This window comes from Streptomyces sp. NPDC058576 (assembly GCF_042718715.1).
Taxonomy (GTDB): Bacteria; Actinomycetota; Actinomycetes; order Streptomycetales; family Streptomycetaceae; genus Streptomyces.
In genome coordinates this window covers 1-25858 of sequence record NZ_JBHXPF010000083.1, presented here as the reverse complement: position 1 = coordinate 25858, position 25858 = coordinate 1, and the positions used below count along the sequence as shown (strand labels likewise).

Annotated in this window: 17 protein-coding genes and 2 riboswitches; of the genes, 10 read left to right on the top strand and 7 right to left on the bottom strand. The window is 73.1% G+C overall.

From position 1 onward, the window contains the following. Positions 1-59: 59 nt before the first annotated feature. Both ACFWRV_RS33565 and ACFWRV_RS33560 read right to left on the bottom strand, forming a co-directional pair. Complete coding sequence (locus ACFWRV_RS33565) at positions 60-857, bottom strand: tyrosine-protein phosphatase (RefSeq protein WP_384339693.1); 798 nt, start codon at positions 855-857, stop codon at positions 60-62. Positions 858-978: 121 nt separating this feature from the next. Further along, the gene (locus ACFWRV_RS33560) at positions 979-1497 is read right to left on the bottom strand and encodes a DUF6325 family protein (RefSeq protein WP_384339692.1); all 519 of its coding nucleotides are present in this window, start codon (positions 1495-1497) and stop codon (positions 979-981) included. A 267-nt stretch (positions 1498-1764) separates the two neighbouring features. Here ACFWRV_RS33560 and ACFWRV_RS33555 point away from each other — a divergent pair, with 267 nt between their 5' ends. The 4 genes from ACFWRV_RS33555 to rho all read left to right on the top strand — a co-directional run bounded on the left by ACFWRV_RS33555 (position 1765) and on the right by rho (position 8494). Next, on the top strand, positions 1765-3627 hold the full coding sequence (locus ACFWRV_RS33555) for a methylmalonyl-CoA mutase family protein (protein WP_384339691.1): 1863 nt from the start codon (positions 1765-1767) through the stop codon (positions 3625-3627). Beyond that, positions 3627-5852 (top strand): methylmalonyl-CoA mutase, encoded by a 2226-nt coding sequence (gene scpA / locus ACFWRV_RS33550; protein WP_384339690.1) that lies wholly within the window; start codon positions 3627-3629, stop codon positions 5850-5852. The genes ACFWRV_RS33555 and scpA overlap by 1 nt, the downstream gene beginning before the upstream one ends. A gap of 12 nt (positions 5853-5864) precedes the next feature. Next, the gene (meaB, locus tag ACFWRV_RS33545; RefSeq protein ID WP_384339689.1) at positions 5865-6884 is read left to right on the top strand and encodes a methylmalonyl Co-A mutase-associated GTPase MeaB; all 1020 of its coding nucleotides are present in this window, start codon (positions 5865-5867) and stop codon (positions 6882-6884) included. A 470-nt stretch (positions 6885-7354) separates the two neighbouring features. Beyond that, positions 7355-8494, top strand: a complete 1140-nt coding sequence (rho, locus tag ACFWRV_RS33540) for a transcription termination factor Rho (protein WP_384339688.1) — start codon at positions 7355-7357, stop codon at positions 8492-8494. A gap of 73 nt (positions 8495-8567) precedes the next feature. Here rho and pgm read toward each other — a convergent pair whose 3' ends face one another. The 4 genes from pgm to aceA all read right to left on the bottom strand — a co-directional run bounded on the left by pgm (position 8568) and on the right by aceA (position 14308). Further along, positions 8568-10211 carry a phosphoglucomutase (alpha-D-glucose-1,6-bisphosphate-dependent) gene (gene pgm / locus ACFWRV_RS33535; RefSeq protein ID WP_384339687.1) on the bottom strand — a complete coding sequence of 548 codons (1644 nt, stop codon included), beginning with the start codon at positions 10209-10211 and terminating at the stop codon, positions 8568-8570. A 264-nt stretch (positions 10212-10475) separates the two neighbouring features. Further along, on the bottom strand, positions 10476-11345 hold the full coding sequence (locus tag ACFWRV_RS33530) for a 3-hydroxybutyryl-CoA dehydrogenase (RefSeq protein ID WP_384339686.1): 870 nt from the start codon (positions 11343-11345) through the stop codon (positions 10476-10478). Next, positions 11342-12934 carry a malate synthase A gene (gene aceB / locus ACFWRV_RS33525; RefSeq protein ID WP_384339685.1) on the bottom strand — a complete coding sequence of 531 codons (1593 nt, stop codon included), beginning with the start codon at positions 12932-12934 and terminating at the stop codon, positions 11342-11344. The genes ACFWRV_RS33530 and aceB overlap by 4 nt, the downstream gene beginning before the upstream one ends. 93 nt (positions 12935-13027) lie before the next feature. After that, the gene (aceA, locus tag ACFWRV_RS33520; RefSeq protein ID WP_384339684.1) at positions 13028-14308 is read right to left on the bottom strand and encodes an isocitrate lyase; all 1281 of its coding nucleotides are present in this window, start codon (positions 14306-14308) and stop codon (positions 13028-13030) included. Between the two features lie 372 nt (positions 14309-14680). Here aceA and ACFWRV_RS33515 point away from each other — a divergent pair, with 372 nt between their 5' ends. Next, positions 14681-16174 carry a short-chain fatty acyl-CoA regulator family protein gene (locus ACFWRV_RS33515; RefSeq protein WP_384339683.1) on the top strand — a complete coding sequence of 498 codons (1494 nt, stop codon included), beginning with the start codon at positions 14681-14683 and terminating at the stop codon, positions 16172-16174. A 28-nt stretch (positions 16175-16202) separates the two neighbouring features. Here the strand turns inward: ACFWRV_RS33515 and ACFWRV_RS33510 are convergent, their stop codons facing one another. Next, positions 16203-17666 carry a hypothetical protein gene (locus tag ACFWRV_RS33510; protein WP_384339682.1) on the bottom strand — a complete coding sequence of 488 codons (1464 nt, stop codon included), beginning with the start codon at positions 17664-17666 and terminating at the stop codon, positions 16203-16205. Between the two features lie 134 nt (positions 17667-17800). Further along, positions 17801-17877, bottom strand: a riboswitch (cobalamin riboswitch). Positions 17878-18026: 149 nt separating this feature from the next. Continuing rightward, a riboswitch (cobalamin riboswitch) is annotated at positions 18027-18099 on the top strand. A 145-nt stretch (positions 18100-18244) separates the two neighbouring features. On the opposite strand from ACFWRV_RS33510, the gene ACFWRV_RS33505 reads away from it, so the two are divergent. The 5 genes from ACFWRV_RS33505 (at position 18245) to ACFWRV_RS33485 (ending at position 25715) form a co-directional block, all read left to right on the top strand. Beyond that, a complete protein-coding gene (locus ACFWRV_RS33505) occupies positions 18245-21013 on the top strand; it encodes a prenyltransferase/squalene oxidase repeat-containing protein (RefSeq protein ID WP_384339681.1) in 2769 nt (922 codons plus the stop codon). Continuing rightward, a complete protein-coding gene (locus tag ACFWRV_RS33500) occupies positions 21010-21921 on the top strand; it encodes a hypothetical protein (protein WP_384339680.1) in 912 nt (303 codons plus the stop codon). Before ACFWRV_RS33505 ends, ACFWRV_RS33500 begins: the two co-directional genes overlap by 4 nt. Continuing rightward, the gene (locus ACFWRV_RS33495) at positions 21911-23098 is read left to right on the top strand and encodes a CbiQ family ECF transporter T component (RefSeq protein WP_384339679.1); all 1188 of its coding nucleotides are present in this window, start codon (positions 21911-21913) and stop codon (positions 23096-23098) included. The genes ACFWRV_RS33500 and ACFWRV_RS33495 overlap by 11 nt, the downstream gene beginning before the upstream one ends. After that, entirely contained in the window at positions 23095-24840 is a 1746-nt protein-coding gene (locus tag ACFWRV_RS33490; RefSeq protein ID WP_384339678.1) for an ABC transporter ATP-binding protein, read from the top strand. Before ACFWRV_RS33495 ends, ACFWRV_RS33490 begins: the two co-directional genes overlap by 4 nt. 92 nt (positions 24841-24932) lie before the next feature. Further along, a complete protein-coding gene (locus ACFWRV_RS33485; RefSeq protein WP_384339694.1) occupies positions 24933-25715 on the top strand; it encodes an ECF transporter S component in 783 nt (260 codons plus the stop codon). The last annotated feature ends 143 nt before the right edge of the window (positions 25716-25858 follow it).

Sequence of the window (25858 nt, the reverse complement as noted above, 5' to 3'; positions counted from 1 at the left end):
GCCGGGATCTTCCCGGCCGGACCGGCCCCTTCACGCGGTCGCGGCGCCGGCCGCCCGCTTCAGCCGCGGACCACCAGACCGTCGCGCAGCCGCTCCAGTGTCGCGTCGGGCATCCGCAGCCCGTTGCGCACATAGCCGTCGAGGCCGCCCCAGCGCTCGTCCATGGCGTCGAGGGCCACGTCCAGGTAGCGGGGTCGGACCTCGATGATCGCCGCGGCGACGGCGGGGTCGCCCCCGCCGTCCAGGAACTTCGCCACGTAGGGGGCGAAGGCGGCCCGGACCGCGGGATTGACCGCGAGGAAGTCCGTCCGCACCGTGGCGCGGGCCGCTCCCAGGATCATCAGCAGAACGGCCGCCGCCCAGCCGGTACGGTCCTTGCCCGCCGTGCAGTGGAAGAGCACCGGGCGCGCACCGGGTTCGGCGACCGTCTCCAGGAAGGCCCGGTAGGCGGCCGCGGCGCCCGGCGAGAGCACCATCTTGCGGTAGGTCTCGGCGAAGAGTTCCTCGGCCCTGCCGCCCCCCAGCGTCCGCTCCGCCTCGGCGGGGTCGGCGAGCAGGGACCGCAGCCGGGCGGGCGCCACGCCCGGGTGGTCGCCCAGGACATCGGCGACGAAGAGCCGGGCCCGGTCCGGCAGCCGGTCCGGGGCCCACTGGCGCTCGTCCGCGGTCCGCAGGTCCACGACGGTGCGGATACCGAGCGCGGACACCGCCCGGTCGCGCGCCGGGTCGAGCTCGCTCAGCTGACCCGAGCGGAACAGGACGCCCTGCCGCACCCGGCGGTCACGGCCCAGGGCGATGCCGCCCAGGTCGCGCAGATTGACAACGGTGGCGGCTGGAACGGTCCGGGCGGTCTGCACGATGAACTGCCTCTTTCCCCGATGAATTCCAGGAATTCCACATATCAGGATCAACGTCGTATGCAGTAAGGAAAGCAGCACCGGGACACCTGGTCCGGCTCCCCGGGACGCCGGCCGGACGTCAGTCCGACAGGAGCTTGGTCTTCTGCTCCACGAACTCGGCGTCGGTGAGGATCTCGCGCTTCCACAGCTCGGCGAGCCGCTCCAGCCGGTCGATGATGTCGTCGCCCGCGGCCTCGCCGGCTCCCGCCCCGCCGGCGCCGAGGCGCTCGTGCGCCACGAAGACGCCGCCCGCCTCGCGGGCCGTCCGGGCCAGCTCCGTGGTCCAGAGGTCCTCCCGGACGACGATCGCGGCGACGTCGCCCGCCGGCACACTCCGGCCGAGGCCGTCGACGTCCTCCGCGCTCAGCTCCGCCGCCGCGCCGCTCCGCCCCGCTTCGGCGGGAACCACTCCCTCGGGGTCCAGTTCCCGCAGTTCCACCTGGGCCAGCGGGCCGCCTTCGGACCGCCGGACGAAGGCCAGGTCACCGGAGCGCACGGCTCCGGACGACACGGCGTCGGCGAGGGCCGGGGCGAAAGACCCCGTGAAGCGACTGCCGGGAAAGGCGATGACGAGGTATTCCACAGGTCCGACGGCCACGGTCGCGTCCTCTCCGTATCCCGGCGGCCGCAGGGGCGCCGGGGTGGATACGGCATTCCAGGGATGACATAAGAAATCAGGAAACTTCGCACATAATATGCACTAGTGTCCCGATTCATCCCCATGTCGAGAACCGTCGTGTTGCCGCCGTCCGCCCCCCACGCCGGTTACGTGACGGTATGTAAAGGATCAAGTACCTGCCTGAGAGGGCAAGGTCACAGCACGTGCCCCTGCTGCTGGTTCAGCGCACTGCCCTAGCATCTGAGCATGACGGTCCAGCCTGCTGACGGGCTCTCTCCGGCCGCCGCGTTCCCCGACCCTTCCCATGACCAGTGGCAGAGCCTCGTCGAAGGCGTACTGCGCAAGTCGGGCAAGGAAGTCACGGGCTCGGCCGCCGAGGAAGCGCTGTCCACCACACTGGAGGACGGGCTCACCACCCGCCCCCTCTACACCGCGCACGACGTGTCGCCGGACACCGGCTTTCCCGGCTTCGCCCCCTTCACCCGGGGCAGCAGGGCCGAGGGGAACGCGGCGGGCGGCTGGGACGTACGCCAGCGCCACGCCCTCACCGACCCCGCCCGGCTGAACGAGGCGGTGCTCGGTGATCTGGAGAACGGGGTGACCTCGCTCTGGCTCACGGTGGGCGGTCCGGCGGGCGTCCCCGTCGAGGGGCTCTCCCGCGCACTGGACGGCGTGTACCTCGACCTCGCGCCCATCGCCCTCGACGCCCCGGCCGACCTGGACGCCGCCGCGACGGAGCTGCTGCGGCTGTACGAGGACCGCGGCGTCGCCAAGGCCGAGGCGCGCGGCACGCTGGGCGCCGACCCGCTCGGCCACGAGGCCCGGACGGGCGTCGAGGCGGACCTCGCCGCCGCCGTGCGCTGGGCACAGCGGTGCGACGCGGAGTACCCGGGGCTGCGGGCCGTCTCCGTGGACGCGCTGCCCTACCACGAGGCGGGTGGTTCGGCCGGTGAGGAGCTGGGGCTCTCCCTGGCCACCGGCGTCGCCTACCTGCGCGCCCTGACCGCTGCCGGAATGAGCGTGGACGCGGCCTGCGGGCAGCTGGAGTTCCGTTACGCGGCCACCGCCGACCAGTTCCTGACGATCGCCAAGCTGCGCGCCGCGCGCCGGCTGTGGGCGCGGGTCGCCGAGGCATCCGGGGCTCCGGCCGCCGGGGCCCAGCGGCAGCACGCCATCACCTCTCCGGTGATGATGACGCGCCGCGACCCGTGGGTGAACATGCTGCGCACCACGCTCGCCACGCTGGGCGCGGGGGTGGGCGGCGCGGACTCCGTGACCGTGCTGCCGTTCGATCACGCCCTGGGCCTGCCCGACGCGTTCGCGCGGCGCATCGCCCGCAACACCTCGACGATCCTGATGGAGGAGTCGCACCTGGCGCGGGTCATCGACCCGGCGGGCGGCTCCTGGTACGTGGAGCGGCTGACTGACGAACTCGCGGCGGCGGCCTGGGCGTTCTTCCAGGAGACCGAGCGTGCGGGCGGTCTGCCCGCCGCTCTGCGCTCCGGGACGGTCGCGGAGCGGCTCGCCGCCACCTGGTCGGCGCGCAGTGCGAAGCTGGCCCGCCGCAAGGAGCCGATCACCGGGGTCAGTGAGTTCCCGATGCCCGGTGAGCGCCCGGTGGAGCGCGAGCCCGCGGCCGATGCGTACGCGGGGGCTCCGGGCGGTCTGCCCCGGGTCCGGCGCGACGAGGCGTTCGAGGCGCTGCGTGCCCGGTCGGACGCGCACCTCGCGGCGACCGGAAGCCGCCCGAAGGTCTTCGTCGCGGCGCTCGGCCCGGCCGCCGCGCACACCGCGCGGGCCTCGTTCGCCGTCAACCTGTTCGGGGCGGGCGGGATCGAGGCGGTGCACGACCCGGTGTCGGTGGACGCGGACACGGCCGCCGGTGCGCTGACGGCCTCCGGGGCGTCGGTCGCCGTGCTGTGCTCCTCGGACGCGCTCTACGCCGAGCAGGCGGACGCGGTGTCCGGTGCGCTGAAGGCTGCGGGCGCGGCGCGGGTGTTCCTCGCGGGACGCCCCGGCGAGTACGCCGATGTCGACGCCTACGTCTTCGCGGGCTGCGACGCGGTCGCCGTTCTCACCTCCGTTCTCGACCGCATGGGAGTGGCGTGATGCCGACCTCGCCCACGGACCGTAACCCCTCCGTTCCCGACTTCTCCGACGTGCCGCTCGCGTCGACCGCACCGCCCGCGAGTTCCGACGGGGAGTGGCAGGCGGCTGTGACCAAGGCGGCCGACGGCGCCGAGGCCCCGCTCTGGGAGACGCCCGAGGGCATCACGGTCAAGCCGCTCTACACCGGTGAGGACCTGGAGGGCCTGGACGCGCTGCACAGCTACCCGGGCATCGCCCCGTATCTGCGCGGGCCCTACCCGACGATGTACGTCAACCAGCCCTGGACGATCCGTCAGTACGCCGGTTTCTCCACGGCCGAGGAGTCCAACGCCTTCTACCGGCGCAATCTCGCGGCCGGGCAGAAGGGCCTGTCCGTCGCCTTCGACCTGCCCACCCACCGGGGCTACGACAGCGACCACCCGCGGGTGACCGGTGACGTCGGCATGGCCGGGGTGGCGATCGACTCCATCTACGACATGCGCCAGTTGTTCGACGGCATTCCGCTGGACCGGATGTCGGTGTCGATGACGATGAACGGCGCGGTGCTTCCCGTGCTGGCGCTGTACATCGTGGCCGCCGAGGAACAGGGCGTGCCGCCCGAGAAGTTGGCCGGGACCATTCAGAACGACATTCTGAAGGAGTTCATGGTCCGCAACACCTACATCTATCCGCCGACGCCCTCGATGCGGATCATCTCCGACATCTTCGCGTTCACCTCGCAGAAGATGCCGCGCTACAACTCCATCTCGATCTCCGGCTATCACATCCAGGAGGCCGGGGCCACGGCCGATCTGGAGCTGGCGTACACGCTGGCCGACGGGGTGGAGTATCTGCGCGCCGGGCAGGAAGCCGGCCTGGACGTCGACGCGTTCGCGCCGCGCCTGTCGTTCTTCTGGGCGATCGGGATGAACTTCTTCATGGAGGTCGCCAAGTTGCGGGCGGCCCGGCTCCTCTGGGCGCGCCTGGTGAAGCAGTTCGACCCGAAGAACCCCAAGTCCCTGTCCCTGCGCACGCATTCGCAGACCTCGGGGTGGTCGCTGACCGCGCAGGACGTGTTCAACAACGTGACGCGTACGTGCGTGGAGGCGATGGCCGCGACGCAGGGGCACACCCAGTCGCTGCACACCAACGCGCTGGACGAGGCGCTGGCGCTGCCCACCGACTTCTCGGCGCGGATCGCCCGTAACACGCAGCTCCTGCTCCAGCAGGAGTCCGGCACCTGCCGGGTCATCGACCCGTGGGGCGGCAGCGCGTACGTGGAGAAGCTGACGCGCGATCTGGCGGACCGGGCCTGGCAGCACATCGAGGAGGTCGAGGCGGCCGGCGGCATGGCGAAGGCCATCGACGCGGGCATCCCCAAGCTCCGGGTGGAGGAGGCGGCCGCGCGGACGCAGGCGCGGATCGACTCCGGGCGGCAGCCGGTGATCGGAGTGAACAAGTACCGGGTGGAGACCGACGAGAAGATCGACGTGCTCAAGGTCGACAACTCCTCGGTGCGCACCCAGCAGATCGAGAAGCTGCGCCGGCTGCGCGAGGAGCGCGACGAGGTGGCGTGCCAGGAGGCGCTGCGGGCGCTGACGACCGCCGCCGAGCGCGATCCGGGCCCGGGTCTCGAGGGCAATCTGCTGGCGCTGGCGGTCGACGCGGCGCGGGCGATGGCCACGGTCGGCGAGATCTCGGACGCGCTGGAGAAGGTGTACGGGCGGCACGCGGGGCAGATCCGTACGATCTCCGGTGTGTACCGCAAAGAGGCAGGAGAGTCCCCTTCGGTGGACCGCACCCGCGCGCTGGTCGAGGCCTTCGAGGAGGCCGAGGGCCGTCGTCCGCGCATCCTGGTCGCCAAGATGGGGCAGGACGGCCACGACCGGGGCCAGAAGGTGATCGCCACGGCCTTCGCCGACCTGGGCTTCGACGTGGACGTCGGCCCGCTGTTCCAGACCCCGGGCGAGGTGGCGCGGCAGGCCGTCGAGGCGGACGTGCACATCGTGGGCGTCTCCTCGCTGGCGGCGGGGCACCTGACCCTGGTGCCGGCGCTGCGCGAGGAGCTGGCCGCCGAGGGCCGCGAGGACATCATGATCGTGGTGGGCGGGGTGATTCCGCCGCAGGACATCGAGGCGCTGCACGAGGCGGGCGCCGCCTCGGTCTTCCCGCCGGGGACGGTGATCCCGGACGCGGCCCACGACCTGGTGACGCGGCTCGGCGCCGCGCTCGGCCACGAGCTGTGAGCCGCTGACCGGATGGCTGCGAAGATCGACATCGACGGTTATGTGCAGGGAGTGCTCGACGGGAAGCGGGCGTTCGTGGCGCGCGCGATCACGCTCGTCGAGTCGACGCGGGCCGAACACCGGGTGCTGGCCCAGCAGTTGCTGGGCCAGTTGCTGCCGCACGCGGGGGCGGCCCGGCGGATCGGCATCAGCGGGGTGCCGGGCGTGGGCAAGTCCACGTTCATCGACGCGCTCGGCACGATGCTCACCGGCCTCGGTCACCGGGTGGCGGTGCTCGCGGTCGATCCGTCCTCCAGCCGTACGGGCGGTTCCATCCTGGGCGACAAGACCCGGATGGAGCGCCTGGCGGTGGACCCGGCCGCCTTCGTCCGCCCCTCCCCCACGGCGGGCACGCTGGGCGGGGTGGCCAAGGCGACCCGGGAGTCCATCGTGGTGATGGAGGCGGCGGGTTACGACGTGGTGCTGGTGGAGACGGTGGGCGTCGGGCAGTCGGAGACGGCGGTGGCCAACATGGTCGACACGTTCCTGCTGCTGACGCTGGCCCGTACCGGCGACCAGTTGCAGGGCATCAAGAAGGGTGTTCTGGAGCTGGCGGACGCCATCGCGGTGAACAAGGCCGACGGCCCGCACGAGCGCGACGCCCGCTCGGCGGCCCGTGAACTGGCGGGCGCGCTACGGCTGATGCATCCGGCGGACGCGGCCTGGACGCCTCCGGTGCTCACGTGCAGCGCACGCGAGTCCCTCGGCCTGGACACTCTGTGGGACCGGCTGGAGCAGCACCGCACGGTCCTGGAGTCGACCGGGCGGCTGGCGGCGAAGCGGCGGGACCAGCAGGTGGACTGGACCTGGGCCATGGTCCGTGACGAACTGCTGGACAGCCTGTACAGCCATCCGGCCGTGCGGAAGCTCGCTCCGGAGCTCGAACAGCGGGTCCGGGAGGGCACGTTGACGGCGACGCTGGCGGCCGAGGAGATCCTCGGCGCGTTCCGCGGCGGCGCGTTCGGTGACAGTGGCAGGGGTACGTCCGGCTGATCCCGTGGGCGTACGGGACGCCGACACGGACCGAGGGGCCCCCGGAGGGGCCCCTCGGCGTTTTCGGGCGGCCCGTGACGGACGCGGGTGCCGTGGGCGTCAGACGCCCACGGCGGGCACGCGCACGGTCGGTACGACGACGGCCGCCCGGTCGGACCTGCGGGGCCTGGGGCGGCAGGGCGATGCGGTGGGCGGCGTCGCACCGGCGCAGCTTCCAGACGTCGGCGGGTCCGGCACGCAGTGGTACAGTGCGATGAGCACATGTGCATGCCCCGTTCTCATCGGGCACCGGTGCTGATTTCTCTCCACCGCTGTTGCGCCCGTCTTTCCGACCGGCGATCCAGCTTCTTCCCAGCGTTTTCGCTGTCTCTTCCGGCCCAGGGCTTCCGTGCCCCCGGTGCGTGGCGTGATCAAGCCGCCCCTCCGTACGCCGGTCCCCTCGTTCGCCTGTCCGCGAAAGGACCCCTTCCATGACCACCGCACTCGAACGCCCCGTAGCCCGGGAGCAGCGCCCTGTCCGGGTCGCCGGGCTCCTCGACACCACGGACGACGGACAGGGCATGCTCCGTGTCCGCGGCGGCCACCCCTCCCCCGACGACATCCAGGTGTCGTCCGCCCTCATCCGCCGCCACGGGCTGCGCAAGGGCGACGCCGTCGAGGGCCACTGCGACCGGCCGCGCGTCCTGTCCTCGGTGGACCGGGTGGGCGGACTCGCCCCGGAGGCCCTGCGGGGCCGCGCCCGCTTCCGCGACCTGACGCCGGTCCATCCCCACGAGCGGCTCCGTCTCGAAACGCCGCAGGGCGGGCCCGCGCCTCGCGTCGTGGACCTCCTCTCCCCCGTCGGCAAGGGGCAGCGCGGCCTCATCGTCGCACCGCCCCGGACGGGGAAGACGGTGCTGCTCCAGCAACTGGCCGCGGCCGTCGCGACCAACCACCCCGAGACGCACCTGATGGTGGTGCTGCTCGACGAACGCCCCGAGGAGGTCACGGACATGCGCCGCTCGGTGCGCGGCGAGGTGTACGCCTCGACCTTCGACCGGCCCGCGAAGGAGCACATCGCCCTGGCCGAACTCGCCCTGGAGCGCGCCCGGCGCCTCGTCGAGCAGGGCCGGGACGTGGTGGTCCTGCTGGACTCCCTCACCCGGCTGTGCCGGGCCCACAACAACGCGGCCCGCGCGGGCGGGCGCACCCTGAGCGGCGGCGTCGACGCGGCGGCGCTGACCGGCCCCAAGAAGCTGTTCGGGGCGGCCCGTTGCGCCGAGGAGGGCGGTTCGCTGACCATCCTGGCGACGGCCCTCGTGGAGACGGGCTCACGGGCCGACGAGTTCTTCTTCGAAGAGCTGAAAGGCACCGGCAACATGGAGCTGCGCCTGGACCGCTCCGCCGCCGAAGCACGGATCTTCCCGGCCGTCGACATCACCCGCTCCGGCACCCGCCGTGAGGAACTCCTCCTCGGTCTCGATGAGTTGGCGGCGGCACGCGCCCTGCGCCGCGCCCTGAACGCCCGTGACGGCCAGGGCGCCCTGCAGGCGCTGCTCGACAAGGTCCGTCGCACGCCGGACAACGCGGCCTTCCTGCGTCAGGTGCGGCCGACGGTGCCCGGCGCCTGAGCCCCGGGCCCGGGCCTCGCCCGGACCGGCCCGGCCCCCCGCCCTGACCCGGGCTCGACCGTCATCCCAACTCCTAAGCCCCGCCCAGCGCTTCGGCGACGAGGGCCCGGGCCTCCTCCTGGACCCGGGCGAGATGGCCGGGGCCCTGGAAGCTCTCCGCGTACACCTTGTAGACGTCCTCGGTGCCCGAGGGGCGGGCGGCGAACCAGGCGCTGTCGGTGCAGACCTTGAGGCCGCCGATCGGGGCCCCGTTGCCGGGAGCCTCGGTGAGTACGGCGGTGACGGGCTCCCCGGCCAGGGTGTCGGCCTTGACCTGCTGCGGGGAGAGCTTCGCCAGGACGGCCTTCTCCTCGCGGGTGGCGGGGGCGTCGATACGGGCGTAGGCGGGGTCGCCGAAGCGGTCGGTGAGGCGGGCGTAGTGCTGGGAGGGGGTGGCGCCGGTGACGGCGGTGATCTCGGAGGCGAGGAGAGCCAGCAGGATGCCGTCCTTGTCCGTGGTCCAGACCCGGCCGTCGCGGCGCAGGAAGGAGGCCCCGGCGGACTCCTCGCCGCCGAAGCCGAGGCTGCCGCCGTAGAGGCCGTCGACGAACCACTTGAAGCCGACCGGGACCTCCACCAGGGGCCGGCCGAGGTCCTGGGCGACCCGGTCGATCATGGAGGAGGAGACCAGGGTCTTGCCGATGCCGGTCCCGGCGGCCCAGTTCTCGCGGTGGGTGTAGAGGTGGTCGATGGCCACGGCCAGATAGTGGTTGGGGTTCATCAGCCCGCCGTCGGGGGTGACGATGCCGTGCCGGTCGGCGTCCGCGTCGTTGCCGGTGGAGATGGCGTAGGCGTCGCGCTGCTCGATGAGCGAGGCCATGGCGTGCGGCGAGGAGCAGTCCATGCGGATCTTTCCGTCCCAGTCCAGCGTCATGAACCGCCAAGTGGGGTCGGCGAGCGGGTTGACCACGGTGAGGTCGATCCGGTGGCGTTCCGCGATCCGCCCCCAGTAGGCGACGGACGCGCCGCCGAGCGGGTCGGCCCCGATCCTGATGCCCGCGTCCCGGACGGCGTTGAGGTCGAGGACGGACGGCAGGTCGTCGACGTAGGCGGTCAGGAAGTCGTGGCGGCGGGTGGTGTCGGCGGACCGAGCACGCGCGTACGGGATCCGGCGGACCTCCCCGAGGCCGGCCTCGATCAGGGCGTTCGCCCGGTCCTGGATCCAGGAGGTGGCGTCGGATGCGGCCGGTCCCCCGTTCGGCGGGTTGTACTTGAAGCCGCCGTCGGCGGGCGGGTTGTGCGACGGGGTGACGACGATGCCGTCGGCCAGGTGCTCGGTGCGCCCCTGGTTGTACGTGAGGATGGCGTGCGAGACGGCCGGGGTCGGGGTGTAGCCGTCCTCGCTGTCGACGAGGGCGGTGACGCCGTTGGCGGCGAGCACCTCCAGGGCGGTGACCCGGGCGGGTTCGGACAGCGCGTGGGTGTCCGCGCCGAGGAAGAGGGGCCCGTCGGTGCCCTGGCGGGCGCGGTAGTCGCAGATGGCCTGGGTGGTGGCGGCGATGTGGTCCTCGTTGAACGCGGCGGCGAACGCGGAGCCGCGGTGGCCGGAGGTGCCGAAGGCGACCCGCTGGGCGGGCTCGGCCGGGTCGGGGTGGAGGGCGTAGTAGGCCGTCACCAGCCGTGCCACGTCGACCAGGTCTGCGGACTGTGCCGGGTGACCGGCCCGTTCGTGCACCATCGGGTCTCCTCGTACGTCTTCGTCGTCGGCCGGCCCGCGGGGAGACGGGTCCGGCGCACCGGGAAACGATCACCCCGGTCCGTACCCGATTCTGCTCTCTCGACCGCCCCGGTGCGCGACCGGTTCACGCCTTCCTCGTTGCGGTCCCGCAAGGAGTCGTGCGGCGAACACCGCGGCGGGGTGGGCAGCGGCACAGTCAACCGCTTCCCACCCCGTCCGGTCAGTGGTCGCGGCCCCTCAGCCGCGACCCGGAACCCGGGCCCCTCAGCCCCGGTCGTATCGGTGGAACCCGCGCCCGGCCTTCCGGCCGAGCAGTCCCGCCTCCACCATCCGCTGGAGCAGCGGCGGCGGGGCGTAGAGGGGTTCCTTGAACTCGTCGTACAACGACGCCGCGATGGAGGCCACCGTGTCCAGGCCGATCAGGTCGGCGAGCTTGAGCGGTCCCATCGGGTGGGCGCAGCCCAGTTCCATCCCGGCGTCCACGTCGGCGGCGGTGGCGAACCCCGACTCGGCCATCCGGATCGCGGAGAGCAGATACGGGATGAGGAGCGCGTTGACGACGAAGCCGGCCCGGTCCTGGGAGCGGACCACCGTCTTGCCGAGGACCGAGGTCGCGAACTCTTCGGTGGCGGCGAGCGTCCCGGCCGAGGTGTGCAGCGAGGTCACCACCTCCACCAGCGGGAGGACCGGCACCGGGTTGAAGAAGTGCAGTCCGAGGACGCGGTCGGCGCGGTGGGTGGCCATGCCGAGCCGCATCACGGGGATGGCGGAGGTGTTGGTCGCCAGGATCGCCTCGGGGTCCTCGACGATCTTGTCGAGAGCGGTGAAGATCTCCGTCTTGGCGGCGGCGTTCTCGACGACGGCCTCGATCACGAGCTGACGGTCGGCCAGGTCGTCGAGGCTCCCGGTGAAGACCAGCCGGCCGAGGGCGTCCTCGGCCGGGAGGCGGTCGAGCTTGCCGCGCTGGACGGCCCGTTCCAGGGACACGGCCACGCGTTCGCGGGCCCGGTCGGCGGCGGTGGCGTCGGCCTCGCAGACGATCGTGTCGAGTCCGGCGCGGGCGCAGACCTCGGCGATCCCGGCCCCCATCAGGCCGCCGCCGACGACGCCCACCCGGACGATGGCGGCGCTCACGCCCGCACCGCCGGACGGCCCAGGAGGTGGCGGGCGTACGCCTCCGTGGTGAAGAAGGCGGGCAGCTCCCTGCCGAGCGCGGTGCGTTCGAACAGGTCGCGGACCTGGTCGAGCCGGGCCCAGGGGTAGGTGGCCCCGAGCACGGCCAGCTCCTCGTCGAGGAGCCCGAGGACCGTCTCGCGGTCGACCGCCCGGTGCTTGAGCCACTGCCAGATCTGGACCCGGGCGATCTCGGCCGTGGCCGCGTCCTCCATGAGCCCGTTCAGGGCGACGGCCCCCTGCCCGCGCAGCCAGGCGTCGTAGTAGCGCAGGGCGACGGCGATGTTGTCGCGCACGCCCTGCGAGGTCGGGCGGCCCGCCGTGCAGCGGACGGCGACGAGGTCCTCGGCGGTGACGTGGACGTCGTCGCGGGTGCGCTCCAGCTGGTGCGGCCGGTCGCCGAGCACGCCGTCGAAGACGGTCCGGCAGACCGGGACGAGGCCGGGGTGGGCCACCAAGGAGCCGTCGAAGCCGTCCTCCGCCTCGCGCTCCTTGTCCAGCCGGACCTTCGCCAGGGCGGCTTCCCGGGCCGCGGGCTCGCCGCCGGGGATCTGGGCGGCCATGCCGCCGATGGCGTGCGCGCCGCGCCGGTGGCAGGTGCGGACCAGGAGTTCGGTGCAGGCGCGCAGGAACGGGGCGGTCATGGTGACCGTGGCCCGGTCGGGGAGGACGAAGTCGGGTCGGTGCGCGAAGTTCTTGATCAGGCTGAACAGGTAGTCCCAGCGTCCCGCGTCGAGACCGGCGCTGTGCTCGCGCAGCTCGTAGAGGATCTCCTCCATCTCGAACGCGGCGGTGATCGTCTCGATGAGGACGGTGGCGCGGATCGTCCCCCGGGGGATGTCCAGCAGGTCCTGGGCGAGGAGGAACACGTCGTTCCAGAGCCGGGCCTCGTACCGGTTCTCCAGCTTGGGGAGGGAGAAGTACGGTCCGCTGCCGGCGTCGATCTGGCGCTGTGCGCAGTGGAAGAAGTAGAGCCCGAAGTCGACGAGTGCGGCGGGCACGGGCCGCTCGTCGATGACGAGGTGCTTCTCCGTGAGGTGCCAGCCGCGCGGCCGGACCATGATGGTGGCGGGCCGGTCGGTGAGCCGGTACTCCTTGCCGCTCGTGGTGGTGAAGTCGATGCGGCGGTCGATGGCGTCGATCAGGTTCAGTTGTCCCTGGACGATGTTCTCCCAGGTGGGCGAGGTGGCGTCCTCGAAGTCCGCCATCCACACCTGCGCCCCGGAGTTGAGCGCGTTGACGGCCGTGGAGCGCTCGGGCGGTCCTGTGATCTCCACCCGGCGGTCGGTCAGACCGGGGGCGGGGCGGGCGACCCGCCAGTCGGGGTCCTGGCGGATCGACATGGTGGCGCGGGGGAAGTCGAGCGGGGTGCCGCCGCGCAGCAGCGCGGAGCGGCGGCGGCGCTCGGTCAGCAGGTCGAAGCGGCGGGCGGCGAAGGCCGCGTCGAGGCGGCCGATGAAGTCGAGGGCCTCCGGGGTGAGGACCTCCTCGTACCGGTCCCCCGGAACGCCGAGGACCTGGACGCGGCCGGTCGTGGCAAGGGTGGTCATGCGGTTCTCCTCAGCGGGGGCGTGGCGGAATCCGGGACGTCGGACCCCGGTCGCGGGGGCGGTGCGGCCCCCGCGACCGGTCGGGGCGATCTTCTAGTGGAACTGCTCCTCCTCCGTGGAGCCGGTGAGGGCCGTGGTGGAGGAGGCCGGGTTGATGGCGGTGGAGACCCGGTCGAAGTAGCCCGTGCCGACCTCGCGCTGGTGCTTGACGGCGGTGAAGCCCTGCTCCTGGGCGGCGAACTCGCGCTCCTGGAGGTCGACGTAGGCGGTCATGCCCTGCTCGGCGTAGCCGCGCGCCAGGTCGAACATGGCGTGGTTGAGGGAGTGGAAGCCGGCCAGGGTGATGAACTGGAAGCGGTAGCCCATCGCGCCCAGCTCCCGCTGGAACTTGGCGATCTGGTCGTCATCCAGCGCGGCCCGCCAGTTGAAGGACGGCGAGCAGTTGTACGCGAGCATCTGGTCCGGGTGCTCGGCGTGGATCGCCTCGGCGAACTCGCGGGCCTGCGCCAGATCCGGGGTGCCGGTCTCGACCCAGATGAGGTCGGCGTACGGGGCGTAGGCGAGGCCGCGCGAGATGACCGGCGCCATGCCGTTCCGGACCCGGTAGAAGCCCTCGGCGGTCCGCTCGCCCGTGATGAACCGCGCGTCGCGCTCGTCGACGTCGCTGGTGATCAGGTTGGCGGCGAGCGCGTCGGTGCGGGCCACGATCAGGGTGGGCACATCGGCGATGTCGGCCGCGAGGCGGGCCGCGTTGAGGGTGCGCACGTGCTGGGCGGTGGGGACGAGGACCTTGCCGCCGAGGTGGCCGCACTTCTTCTCCGAGGCGAGCTGGTCCTCGTAGTGGATGCCGGCCGCACCGGCCTCGATCATCGCCTTGGTGAGCTCGAAGGCGTTGAGCGGGCCGCCGAAGCCGGCCTCCGCGTCGGCGACGATCGGGGCCAGGTAGTCGGTGGAGTCGCCCGCGTCCTCGGCGGTGGCGATCTGGTCGGCGCGCAGCAGGGCGTTGTTGATCCTGCGGACCACGCTGGGCACCGAGTTGGCCGGGTAGAGGCTCTGGTCGGGGTAGGTGTGGCCGGCCAGGTTGGCGTCGGCGGCGACCTGCCAGCCGGAGAGGTAGATGGCCTGGAGGCCCGCCTTGACCTGCTGGACGGCCTGGCCACCGGTCAGGGCGCCGAGCGCGTGGAGGTAGTCCCGCTCGTGGAGCTGGCGCCACAGCCGCTCGGCGCCGCGCCGGGCGAGGGTGTGCTCCTCGCGGACGCTGCCGGAGAGCCGGACCACGTCCTCGGCGGAGTAGGTGCGCTCGATGCCCTTCCAGCGGGGGTCGCCCGCCCACCGCCGCGCCAGCTCTTCCGCCGTCGTCCTTGCCTGCGCCATGGCGTGTCTCCCGAAGTCGTGTGGGTCGATCGTGTGAAGGGTGCGAAGTCGACGTCACCGGGTGACTCGACTTCCCGGTGCGGCCCACCGGACCTCCGAGGTGGAACGGTAAGCAATGCGCCCGGCGGACCGGTCCGAGATCCGAGGAGAACGACGTCAGGGCATGAAATCGTGCTCGGTTCCCCGGCCCGGAGCCGGTGTCCGGTGGGCCGCTGGAACAACTCTGACAGTGGCACTGAGTGCCATCAACGGGGTACGCGTGCCAAGTTCTGCGAATCTTTCGACGCACTTTGCCAAGATTGCCAAGGGTCGCGAGGAGGTCCTGGCGGCTAAGGTCGTCGATATGTCGATGACGGCGGGAAGGGCCCCGAGGTGAGCAAGACCTACGCGGGAGCGCGGCTGCGCAGGCTCCGCGAGGAGCGCGGGCTGAGCCAGGCGGAGCTGGCCCGGATGCTGGCGATCTCGCCGAGCTATCTGAACCAGATGGAGCACGACTCGCGCCCGCTGACGGTGCCGGTGCTGCTGCGGCTGACGGAGGCCTTCGGGGTGGACCCGGGCTTCTTCTCCGAGCGGGACACCGCCCGGGTGCTGGCGGATCTGCGGGAGGCGCTCGCGGACGAGGTCGGTGCGGCGCGGGTCTCGGCCGCCGAGCTGTCCGAGCTGGCCTCCCGGCTGCCGGGGGTCGCGAACGTGCTGCTCGACCTCGGGCGACGCAACCAGGCGCTGGCGGGGCAGCTCGCGGAGGCGGCCGAGCTGCGGGGCGGCGGCGGCCCGGAGCTGCCGCGCTCCCCGCACGAGGAGATCCGCGAGTTCTTCTACCGCCGCCAGAACTATCTGCACGAGGCGGACCTGGCGGCGGAGGAGCTGGCGGAGGAGATCGGGGTGCGCCCCGGCGAGGTCGTCCGGGCGCTCTCGGCCCGTCTCGCCGAGCGGCACGGCATCCGGCTGGCGACCGCCGCCGACCAGCCGGGCAGGCCCGGCCCCGACGCGGCCCGGGGGCGACCGGACCGGCGGAAGGAGGGCGACGGGCGGGCGGCGGACACCGGACGGCTGCACCACTACGACCCGGACGCCCGGGTGCTGTATCTGTCGAACCGGCTGCGGCCGGGCCAGCAGGCGTTCCGGATGGCGACACAGCTGGCCCTGCTCGAACACGGCCGGGAGATCGACCGGCTGGCGTCGGAGGACTACGACGAGGGCTCGGCGACCTGGCCGCTGGCGCGGATCGGGGTCGCCAACTACGTCGCGGGCGCGCTGATCCTCCCGTACCGGGCCTTCCACACGGCCGCCGAGGAGGTGCGGTACGACATCGAGCGCCTCACCGACCGGTTCGGGCTCGGTTACGAGACGGTCTGCCACCGGCTGTCCACGCTCCAGCGGCCCCGGCTGCGCGGGGTGCCGTTCTCCTTCGTCCGGGTCGACCGGGCCGGGAACATGTCGAAGCGGCAGTCGGCGACCGGGTTCCACTTCTCCCGCGCGGGCGGCACCTGTCCCCTGTGGAACGTGTACGAGGCGTTCGCCGCGCCCGGCAGGATCCACGTACAGATCGCGGCCATGCCGGACGGGCAGCGCTATCTGTGGACCGCACGGGCCGTGACCCGGCACCGGGGCGGCTGGGGCGAGCCGGGCAAGACGTTCGCGATCGGTCTCGGCTGCGAGATCCGGCACGCCGGGCGGCTGGTCTACTCCGACGGCCTCGACCTGGACAACGCCTCGGCCGCGACGCCGATCGGGATGGGCTGCCGGATCTGCGAGCGGCTGGACTGCCCGCAGCGGGCGGTCCCGCCGCTGGGGCAGCCGCTGGCCATCGACGAGAACAGCAGCACGTTCGTGCCGTATCCGGTGACGGGGACGCCCTGCGCCTAGCGGTGCGCGCCCCCGTCACCGGGCCGGGTCAGGAATAGCGCAGGGCGATCGTGTCACCGACCCCGATCACCTTGTTGCGGGCGGCCCCGGCGAAGGCCGAGCCGTCGACGGACACCTTCCAGGTCGCCGAACCGGCGTTGGCCTTGCCGTTGACGGAGGTGATGGTTCCGGTGCCGGAGGCGGGGACCACGGAGGTGACGCAGCCCGCCGGGGTGGCGGCGCTCGTCGCGGCGGCCAGGACGGTGCCGAGGGTGGTGGTCGTGCCGGTCGGGGTGAGGGCGACCGAGCAGACCTTCAGGGCGCCGGTGCCGTCGTCCACGGTGAGCGCCAGTTTCGTCGCCGTGCCGGCCGTGAAGCCGCTCGCCGCGACCCACGTGGGGGCGCCCGCGGTGACCGGGGTGGGCGGGGCCGCCGTGAAGCCGCCGCCCGCGACGGCGCGCAGGGCGTCGAGGGAGGAGTAGGCGGACGGTGAGGTGTCCGAGGGCTGGTACTTGAAGCCGCCCCCGGGGGTGAACTGCTGGGCGATCAGGAAATCGATCGGGGTGCGGCCCGCCGGGGTGAGGAAGTCGCCGGTCTGCGGGTTGATGCCGCAGGCGTTGAGCCCGGAGACGGCCCAGCCGTTGGAGCTGGTGTTGATGCCGTACATGGCGTTGAACGCGCCGGAGGTGTTGACCAGCTTGCTCTTGAGGAACGCCTTGGCCTGGAGGATGTCGGGGTCGGTGTTCGGAACGCCGGAGGAGCAGAGCGCGGCCATCGAGGCGCCGGTCATGTCGACGTCGCCCGGCTTGGCCAGCTCGGTGGCGTTGCCCTCGGCCTTGGCGTAGGTCCAGCCGCCGTCGTCGTGCTGGTTGGCCCGCAGACGGGTGACGATCTTGTCGACGAGCGCCTGCGGGACCCGCTGGGCGCCGGCCTGGGTTCTCGCGCCGCCCAGAGCCAGGGCGGCGAAGACGGTGCCGTTGTAGTTGGCGGACGGGCCGAAGTAGCCGGCCTCCGCGGTCTGCCAGTAGCCGTAGATGTCGGCGATCAGGTTGCGCGAGGCGGAGACCCGGGCGGGGTCGATCCCGGCGGCGTACGCGTTGAGCGTGCCGCGCTGGTAGTCGGTGACGACGGGGGTGGCGGAGGGCCAGCCGGGGGTGGCCAGGAGGTTGCGGTAGACGGTGCGGGCGTTCTTGGTGGCGTCGCCGCCCGGGGTCACGTCCACGGCGGCCGTTCCGGCGGCGGCGAACGCGCTGAACGCCCACTCGTTGGAGAGCCCGGAGCCGGCGTACGAACCGTCCGCCGCCTGGAGGGACTTGACGTACGCCACGCCGTTGGTCTTCGAGGTGGCGATCTGGGCGGGGGTGGAGGTGGCCGCGGCGGGCAGCGCCGTGAGGGCGAACGCCCCGAGGACGGCGGGCGCCACGAGGGCCACGCGGCGCGGCGTACGGGAGATGCGGGAGGTGCGGGAAGTGTGGGAAGTGTGGGACGGAACGGAGGTGACAGAACGGGGCATGTGCCTGCTCCTGGGATGAGGGGCGCACGGCACCGCGCCGCCTCCCGGGCCGCGCGGGGCGGGTCAGGGCAGGCTGAGGGGGTGGCCGACGCCCGAACGCGTGGGTGCGGTTTCTCCTGGGACAACCGCCGTCTGGGCATTCGGGCTCGGGAACGGCCCCCTGCCGTCCCACACCGCTGCGCGTCAGCCCCGGATTCGCACCGGGTTCCCCCCTACGGCAGGCCAGGACGCTACCCGAGGCCGGACGGGCGCGCCAGGGACGGCCGGGGCGTACGCCGGGGCGTCCACGAAGGAGACACAGGACACCTTGACGGTCTCTTCGAAGGCGTGTTCCAATCCGCCTGATACGCACTCAGCCCCAGGGGAAGCCGGTCGGAATCCGGCGCTGACCCGCAACCGTGGGCCCGCATCGCGCGGGCGAGCCGGAATGCCTGGGACCAGGAATTTCAGCGAGAAGCGCCGTCGCGGACTACGGCGTGGTTCGAACAGCTCCCCTTCGGGCGGCCCCTTCGTGGCCCGCCCCCTTGCCGGGTGCTCTCTGCCACGCATGGCCCGCCCGGACGACACGAGGGGCCGTGGTGGGGACCGCACAGCAACAGGACCGGCAGGCCGGTAAGAAGAGACTTCTGTCGCTGATCACGGCGGGCGCCGTGGCGTTCGCCGCGAGCGTGGCGTTCGTCACCGGCGCGGGTCCGGCGGTCGCCGATCCCGTCGAGGAGTGCACGGCCACGAAGGGCGCGATCGTCGCGGTGGACTTCGGGCCGTTCGGCGGCGATGTGGTGCGCGGCTGCGACACCACCCCGACCACCGGCTACGACCTCCTCCACGACGGCGGGTTCAGCACCGAGGGCACCCAGCACGACGGCGACGGCTTCATCTGCCGGATCGGCACGGGGTCGTTCAACTCCGGTACGCAGTACCCGACTCCGGCCACCGAGGACTGCGTGCTGACTCCGCAGGCCACCGCGTACTGGTCGTACTGGATCGCCTCGCCGGGCCAGGAGACCTGGTCCTACAGCCCGCTCGGCGCGATGAGCCGCAAGCCCAAGGCGGGGGATGTGGACGCCTGGGTGTTCGGCGGCACCGACATCGGCGGCTCCACCGGCCGTCCCGCCTTCACCCCCGACGAGGTCCGCGCGGGCGGGGGCGCGACGCCCGGTCCGACCGACGGGCCGAGTGTGCCCGCCGGGGAGATCGACGTGCCCGCCGCCGCCCGCTGGGTGAGCGGTCAACTGCGCGACGGCACCCACGTGGTGGACGAAGGGGCCGAGGCGCCCGACGACTTCCTCACCACGGAGGCCGCGTACGCGCTCGCGGCGGCGAACGGCAAGGGTCCGGCCCTGGACAAGGTGGCGGCCCACCTCGCCACCCGCGTCGGCGCGTACGCCTACCCGAACGGCACGGACGCGGCGCCCGACGCCGCGGCAGCCGCCCGGCTGGCGCTCGTCGCGGAGATCACCGAGGGCGACCCGCGCGACTTCGGCGGCCGCGACCTGCTCGGCGACCTCGCGCAGCACGTGTGCCCGGCGGGCCCGGAAGCGGGCAGCCCCGCCCCGGGCTGCACGGCCAAGGGCGACTTCCACGGCGCGGACTACGCGGACGGGCAGGCGCTGGCCGTGCTGGCCCTGCTGCGCGGCGGTGTGGAGCCGCCGGCCGATGCCGTGACGCGGCTGACCCAACTGGTCTGCCAGGACGGCTCGGTGACCAGCATCCTCATCCGCCCCGGCGAGAACTGCGACGGCGATCCGATGACCACCGGGCTGGTCGCGCTGGTGCTGAAGGAGGCGGGCGGGCAGGACGCCGTCGTCGCCAAGGCGCGTACGTATCTGAAGAAGGCGCAGCTGAGGTCCGGCGCGTTCCCGCCGTACAACGGGGCGACCACCGGGTCCGTCGCCGCGAGCGCGTACGCGGCACAGGCGCTGCGCGCGCTCGGTGACGGCGGCGCGGCGGACGCGGCCGTCGCCTGGCTGTCGCGGGAACAGCTGGACGGCGGGGGCTTCGGGTTCGACGAGGGCGCCACCGATCCCGCGCTGTACGCGACGGGCCCCGGCGTGCTGGCGGGGGCGGGCGTCGACCTGGTCACGCTGGTCGCGAAGGCCCCCGAGCCCACGCCCCCGCCGACCACTCCCCCGGCGACCGGCGGCCCCACCACTCGGCCCGCGACCCGCCCGCCGGGTGTGGGCCCGGACCTGAAGAAGGGCATCGCCTACCTGACACGCCCGGCCAACCTCCACCAGGGACGCTACTACCGGGCCGACAAGAAGACGGGACGCGCCGACTTCGGCCTCACCATCGACGGCGCGTTCGCGCTGGCGGCGACCGGCCACGACGACAACGCCCTGCGCACGGTCGTGGACTTCCTGGAGCAGGGCGGCAAGGACGGCGAGGGCCGGGCCCTGCACGACTGGACCGGTGTGGGCGCCAAGCACGCCCTCGGCGGCTCGATGGGCAAGGCGGCCGTCCTCGCCCAGGTCGTCGAACGCGACCCGCGCGACTTCGGCGGCCAGGACCTGATCGCCGGGCTGGCCGACGCGGTCTGCGAGAAGCCGAGCACCGCCCCCGACCGCAGCTGCGCCGCCAAGGGTGCGTACACCTACGCGCCCTCCGTCTTCGCCCACTCCCTCGGGATCATGGCGCAGGTGCGCGCGGGTGAGGAGAAGGCGGCCGAGGCTCCGATCACGTATCTGGCGAGTCTCCAGCACACCTCCGGAGCCTGGCCGAGTCTGATCCCGGCGACGGGCGACTCGGAGGTGGACTCCACCGCGATGGCCGCGATGACCTTGGATCTGGTCCCGGGCGACGCGCACGCGCCCGCCGTGGACAAGGCGGTGGCGTGGCTCGCCGCCCAGCAGCTGCCGGACGGCGGCTTCCCCGGCGCGTCCGGCAACTCGGTCAACTCCGCCGGACTCGCCGTTCAGGGCCTGTCCCTGAAGGCGGAGAAGTACGACAAGCAGATCACGAAGGCATTGAAGTTCCTCGCCGCACGGCAGAACAGGGACGGCGGCTTCGACGTGGCGAAGGAAGGACAGCGGGGCTCCGACATACGCGCCTCGGCACAGGCGGTCGGCGGTGCCACCGGCATCTCCTTCGGCACGCTCACCCGCAGCCTGGAGGGCACCACGCCGAACCCCGCCCCCTCCTCCGCCCCGGTGATCGTCACGCCCGGGGACGGCGCGGGCGGCGGCATGGTGAACGCCGACGGTCCGGGCGGCGGGGGCAGCCTCGCGTCGACCGGTGCGCAGGCGCTCGGCCTCGCGGCGGCCGCCCTGGTGCTGGTCCTGGCGGGCTGGCGCACGGTCGTGGCCGCCCGCGACCGGCGTACGGCGGCAGCGGGTGGTGAGCGGTGAACCCGCGCCTCCTTCGTACCGTGGGCCGGGCCCTGGCCTCGATCGGCCTGACGGGCGCGGCGCTGCTCGCGCCCGCCGACCGGGCGTCGGCGGCCCCGCAGCCGATCGGCCGGTGCACCACCTCCTCGGGCGTGGTGCTGGCCGTCGACTTCAGCCACTGGGGCGGCCCCGTCTACCGCTCCTGCGGGACGACGCCGACGACCGGCTACGCACTGCTCAACCAGGGCGGCTGGCGGACCACCGGGACCGGGCACGACGGCCCGGCGTTCATCTGCCGGATCGGCTACAGCGGGCACCAGGGCGGCCGGCAGTACCCGACGTCCCAGCAGGAGGACTGCGTCCTCACCCCGCCCGCGTCGGCCTACTGGTCGTACTGGCACGCCGACCCGGGCGAGAACACCTGGGAGTACAGCCAGCTCGGCGCGATGAGCTACCGGCCCCGGCCGGGCAGCGTGGACCTGTGGATCTTCGGCGGGACGAACATCGAGGGCACCAAGGGCCGCCCCACGGTCACCCCGGACCAGCTGCGCGCCCACAACTCCCGCCCCACGGGCGGTGATCCGGCGCCACAGCCGAAGCCCGACCCCGTACGGACCACCCAGCGGCCGGCGGACGGCGACCAGGCTCCGCCGCGGCCCTCGAAGAAGCCCTCGAAGCCGGCGTCGCCCTCCGCTTCCGCGAGCGCCTCCCCGTCCGGCTCCGCCACTCCCTCGCCGAGCCCGTCGGGTCCGGCGACGGGGGCGGTGGCCGCGCCGGAGAAGTCGGCCAAGGTGGTGGACGCCGCCCCGGCGGCCGACGCGGAGCACGACTCCGGGTCGATGGCGCCGGTGGCGGCGACGGCCGGTCTCGTGGTGGTCATCGGCGGCGCGGCCCTGTTCGCCGCGAAGCGCCGTCGCCGTGAGCAGTAGCGCCCGCGTGGCCGCCCGTGCGGACGGGGAGCCCACCGCCGGCAGGCCTGACACCGGCGGCCGGCGACTGCCGCGCACCCTGCACCCGGTCGCCTGGTGGATCTGGGCGCTCGCCCTGGCCACGGCGGTCAGCCGGACCAACAACCCGCTCCTGCTCTTCCTGGTCCTCGCGGTGCTCGGCTACGTCGTCACCGTGCGGCGCACCGAGGCCCCGTGGGCGCGCGGCTTCGCGTACTACCTCTATCTGGCCCTGACGGTCGTCGCGATCCGCGTGGTCTTCCGCGCGGTGTTCGCCACCGGCATCACACCGCACGACCACTACCTCTTCTCCCTGCCGCACATCCCGACGCCCGACTGGTACGCGGGCATCCAACTGGGCGGCCCGGTCTCGCTGGAGGCACTGCTGTCGGCCGCGACGGACGGCCTGCGACTGGCCTGCATGCTGTGCTGCATCGGTGCGGCGAACACCCTCGCCAACCCGAAGCGGGCGCTGCGCGTGCTGCCCGGCGCGCTGTACGAACTCGGCGTCGCCGTCACCGTGTCGATCAGCGTCGCCCCTCAACTGGTGCAGAGCGTGCAGCGGGTGGCCCGCGCCCGGCGGTTGCGGGCCGGGCGCAACAAGGGGCTGGGGGCGCTGCGGGGTATCGTCGTGCCGGTACTGGAGGACGCGCTGGAGCGGTCGCTCCGGCTGGCCGCGGCGATGGACTCGCGCGGGTACGGGCGGGCCGGGTCGGCGACGCCGCGCTCGCGCCGGCTGACCGGAGCGCTGATGCTGCTGGGCATGTGCGGGCTGTGCGCGGGGGCGTACGGCCTCCTCGACGCGTCCGCGCCCAGGCTGCTGGGGCTGCCGGCGCTGGCGGCCGGTTCGGTGCTCTGTCTGGCGGGGCTGCGCCTGGGCGGGCGGCGGGTGACCCGGACGACGTACCGGCCGGATCCGTGGCGGTTCGCGGAGTGGGCGGTGGCGTCCTGCGGGGTGCTCTCCGCCGTGCTGCTGTTCGTCAACGTGGGCTACGACCCGGCCGCGCTGAACCCGTCCATCTACCCGCTGAGCTGGCCGACGCTGCCGCTCGTCCCGGCCGCCGCGATCCTGCTCGCGGGAGCGGCCGGGTTCCTGGCGCCGCCGCCCGGTCCGCCCACTCCGCATGTCCCCGCGCTACGCACCGAGGAAGCCGCATGATCACCTTCGACCAGGTGTCCGTCGTGTACGACGGCGCCGACGAGCCGGTCATGCGGGACGTGAACCTGAAGGTCGACGAGGGTGAACTGTGCCTCGTGGTGGGCCATACGGGGGTCGGCAAGTCGACCCTGCTGGGCGCGGTCAACGGGCTCGTACCGCACTTCACCGGCGGCACGCTGTACGGCACGGTCACGGTCGACGGCCGGGACACCGCCGAGCACCCGCCGCGCGAACTCGCCGATGTCGTGGGCGTGGTGGGCCAGGATCCGCTGGACGGCTTCGTCACCGACACGGTCGAGGAGGAACTGGCCTACGCGATGGAGCAGTTGGCCATCTCGCCGACGGTGATGCGCAAGCGCGTCGAGGAGACGCTCGACCTGCTCGGGCTCGCGGATCTGCGCCATCGGGCGCTGCACGAGCTGTCCGGCGGGCAGCAGCAGCGCGTCGCGATCGGTTCCGTGCTCACCGCGCACCCACGGGTCCTGGTGCTGGACGAGCCGACGTCCGCGCTCGACCCGACGGCGGCCGAAGAGGTGCTGGCCGCGGTGACCCGGCTGGTCCACGACCTCGGAGTGACGGTGCTGCTGGCCGAGCACCGGCTGGAGCGGGTGGTGCAGTACGCCGACCGGGTGATCCACCTGCCGGGGGACGGCCGGGTGGCGGCGGGGCCGCCTTCGGAGATCTTCGCGGCGTCGTCGATCGCCCCGCCCATCGTCGAGCTCGGCCGGGCGGCGGGCTGGTCGCCCCTGCCCCTGTCGGTACGCGACGCCCGCAGGGCGGCCCGGCCGCTGCGTACGGCGCTGGAGGGCACGCCGCCCCCGCCGGTACGCGCGGTACCGGACGCACCGGGCGCCGCCCTGCTCGGGGCCCGGGGGATCACGGTCGCCTACCGGGGTGCCCCGGCGGTGCGGGAGGTGGACCTCGATCTGCGGGCCGGGGAGGTCACGGCGTTGATGGGCCGCAACGGCTCGGGCAAGTCGTCACTGCTGTGGGCGCTCCAGGGATCGGGTCCCCGCACCTCCGGGACGGTCCGGGTGACTCGGGGCGGGTCCGGCGCACCGGATCCCGTGCAGGGCGCCGACCCGAAGAAGCTGTCCGCGGCGGAGGCCCGTCGGCTGGTCGGGCTGGTTCCGCAGACCCCGACCGACCTGCTCTACCTGGAGAGCGTCAAGCAGGAACTCGACCAGGCCGACGCCGAGTCCGGGGCGACCGTCCGGACCGGGACGAAGGCCGGGACCAAGGCCGGGACGAAGGCCGGGACTGAGGCCGGGACCGCGGACGGGGTCACGGGGCCGTCCGCCCGGGCGATCCTGGACCGGCTGGCTCCGGGCATCGACGGTGCGACGCACCCCCGCGACCTCTCCGAGGGCCAGAAGCTGGCACTGGTCCTCGCGATCCAGCTGGCGGCGGCGCCCCGGGTGCTGCTGCTGGACGAACCGACGCGCGGTCTCGACTACCGGGCCAAGACCCAGCTGATCGCCATCGTCGACGAGCTGGCCGCCGAGGGGCGGTCGGTGGTGGTCTCCACCCATGACGTCGAGTTCGCGGCGCGTGCGGCGGACCGGGTCGTGGTGCTGGCCGAGGGCGACATCGTCGCGGACGGGCCGACCACGGAGGTGATCGTCGCCTCCCCCGTCTTCGCCCCGCAGGTGGCGAAGATCCTCGCGCCCCTGCCGTACCTGACGGTCGACCAGGTGACCTCGGTGCTCCCGGTGCTCCCGAGCGGAGAGGGGGACGCGTGAAGGACCTCGAAGACCTCAAGGATCTCAAGAACGTCACGGAGCGCTCCGCGGGAGCCATCCGTATCGCACCGCGCGCCGCAGTCGTGATCACCATGGCGGCCTTCCTCGGCCTGGTCGCCTTCTTCTGGCCCTTCGTGGTCGCCCCGGGCCGGCTGGGCGCGGCCTACGCGCCGCCGCTGATCTTCGGCGTGCTGCTGGTCCTCGTCCTGTGCGTCGTGATCTCCGAGATCGCCGAGGGCGGCATCAACTCCAAGGCCCTGGCGATGCTCGGGGTCCTCTCCGCCGTGAACGCGGCGCTGCGGCCGCTGGGCGCGGGCACGGCGGGCATCGAGACGGTGTTCTTCGTCCTCGTCCTGGCGGGCCGTGTCTACGGTCCGGGCTTCGGCTTCACCCTGGGCTGCACCTCGCTGTTCGCGTCCGCGCTGATCACCGGCGGGGTCGGCCCGTGGATGCCGTACCAGATGTTCGGCTGCGCGTTCGTCGGGATGCTCGCGGGCCTGCTGCCCCGGGCCACGGGGCGCCGGGAGGTCCTGATGCTCGCCGTCTACGGTTCGCTCTCCGGCTACCTCTTCGGCTTTCTGCTGAACCTGTCGTTCTGGCCGTTCTCGCTGGACCCGGGCAGCTCGATCGCCTACCTTCCCGGCCTGCCGTTCACCGAACAGTGGCAGCGCTACCTGGCGTTCGACGTGGCCACGTCCCTCGGCTGGGACACCGGACGCGCCGTCACGAACTTCGTCTGCGTGATGCTGGCGGGCCCCGCCGTCCTGACCACCTTCCGCCGGGCCGCCCGCAAGGCCCGCTTCCGGGCGCCGGTCCGCTTCGCCGGGAGGAAGCGGGGCGGTGCGCTGCCCACCACGCACGCCGACCAGGGATGATTCCCGTACGATATGACCGCCCTGCGCTCCCGTTCGGACCCTGAAAAGGTTGCAGCACCGCTTGAGATGCGATAAGTCGACAGTAGCCGCGAGCCGCGAGCCGCGAGCCGCGAGCCGCGAGCCGCGAGCCGCGAGCCGCGAGC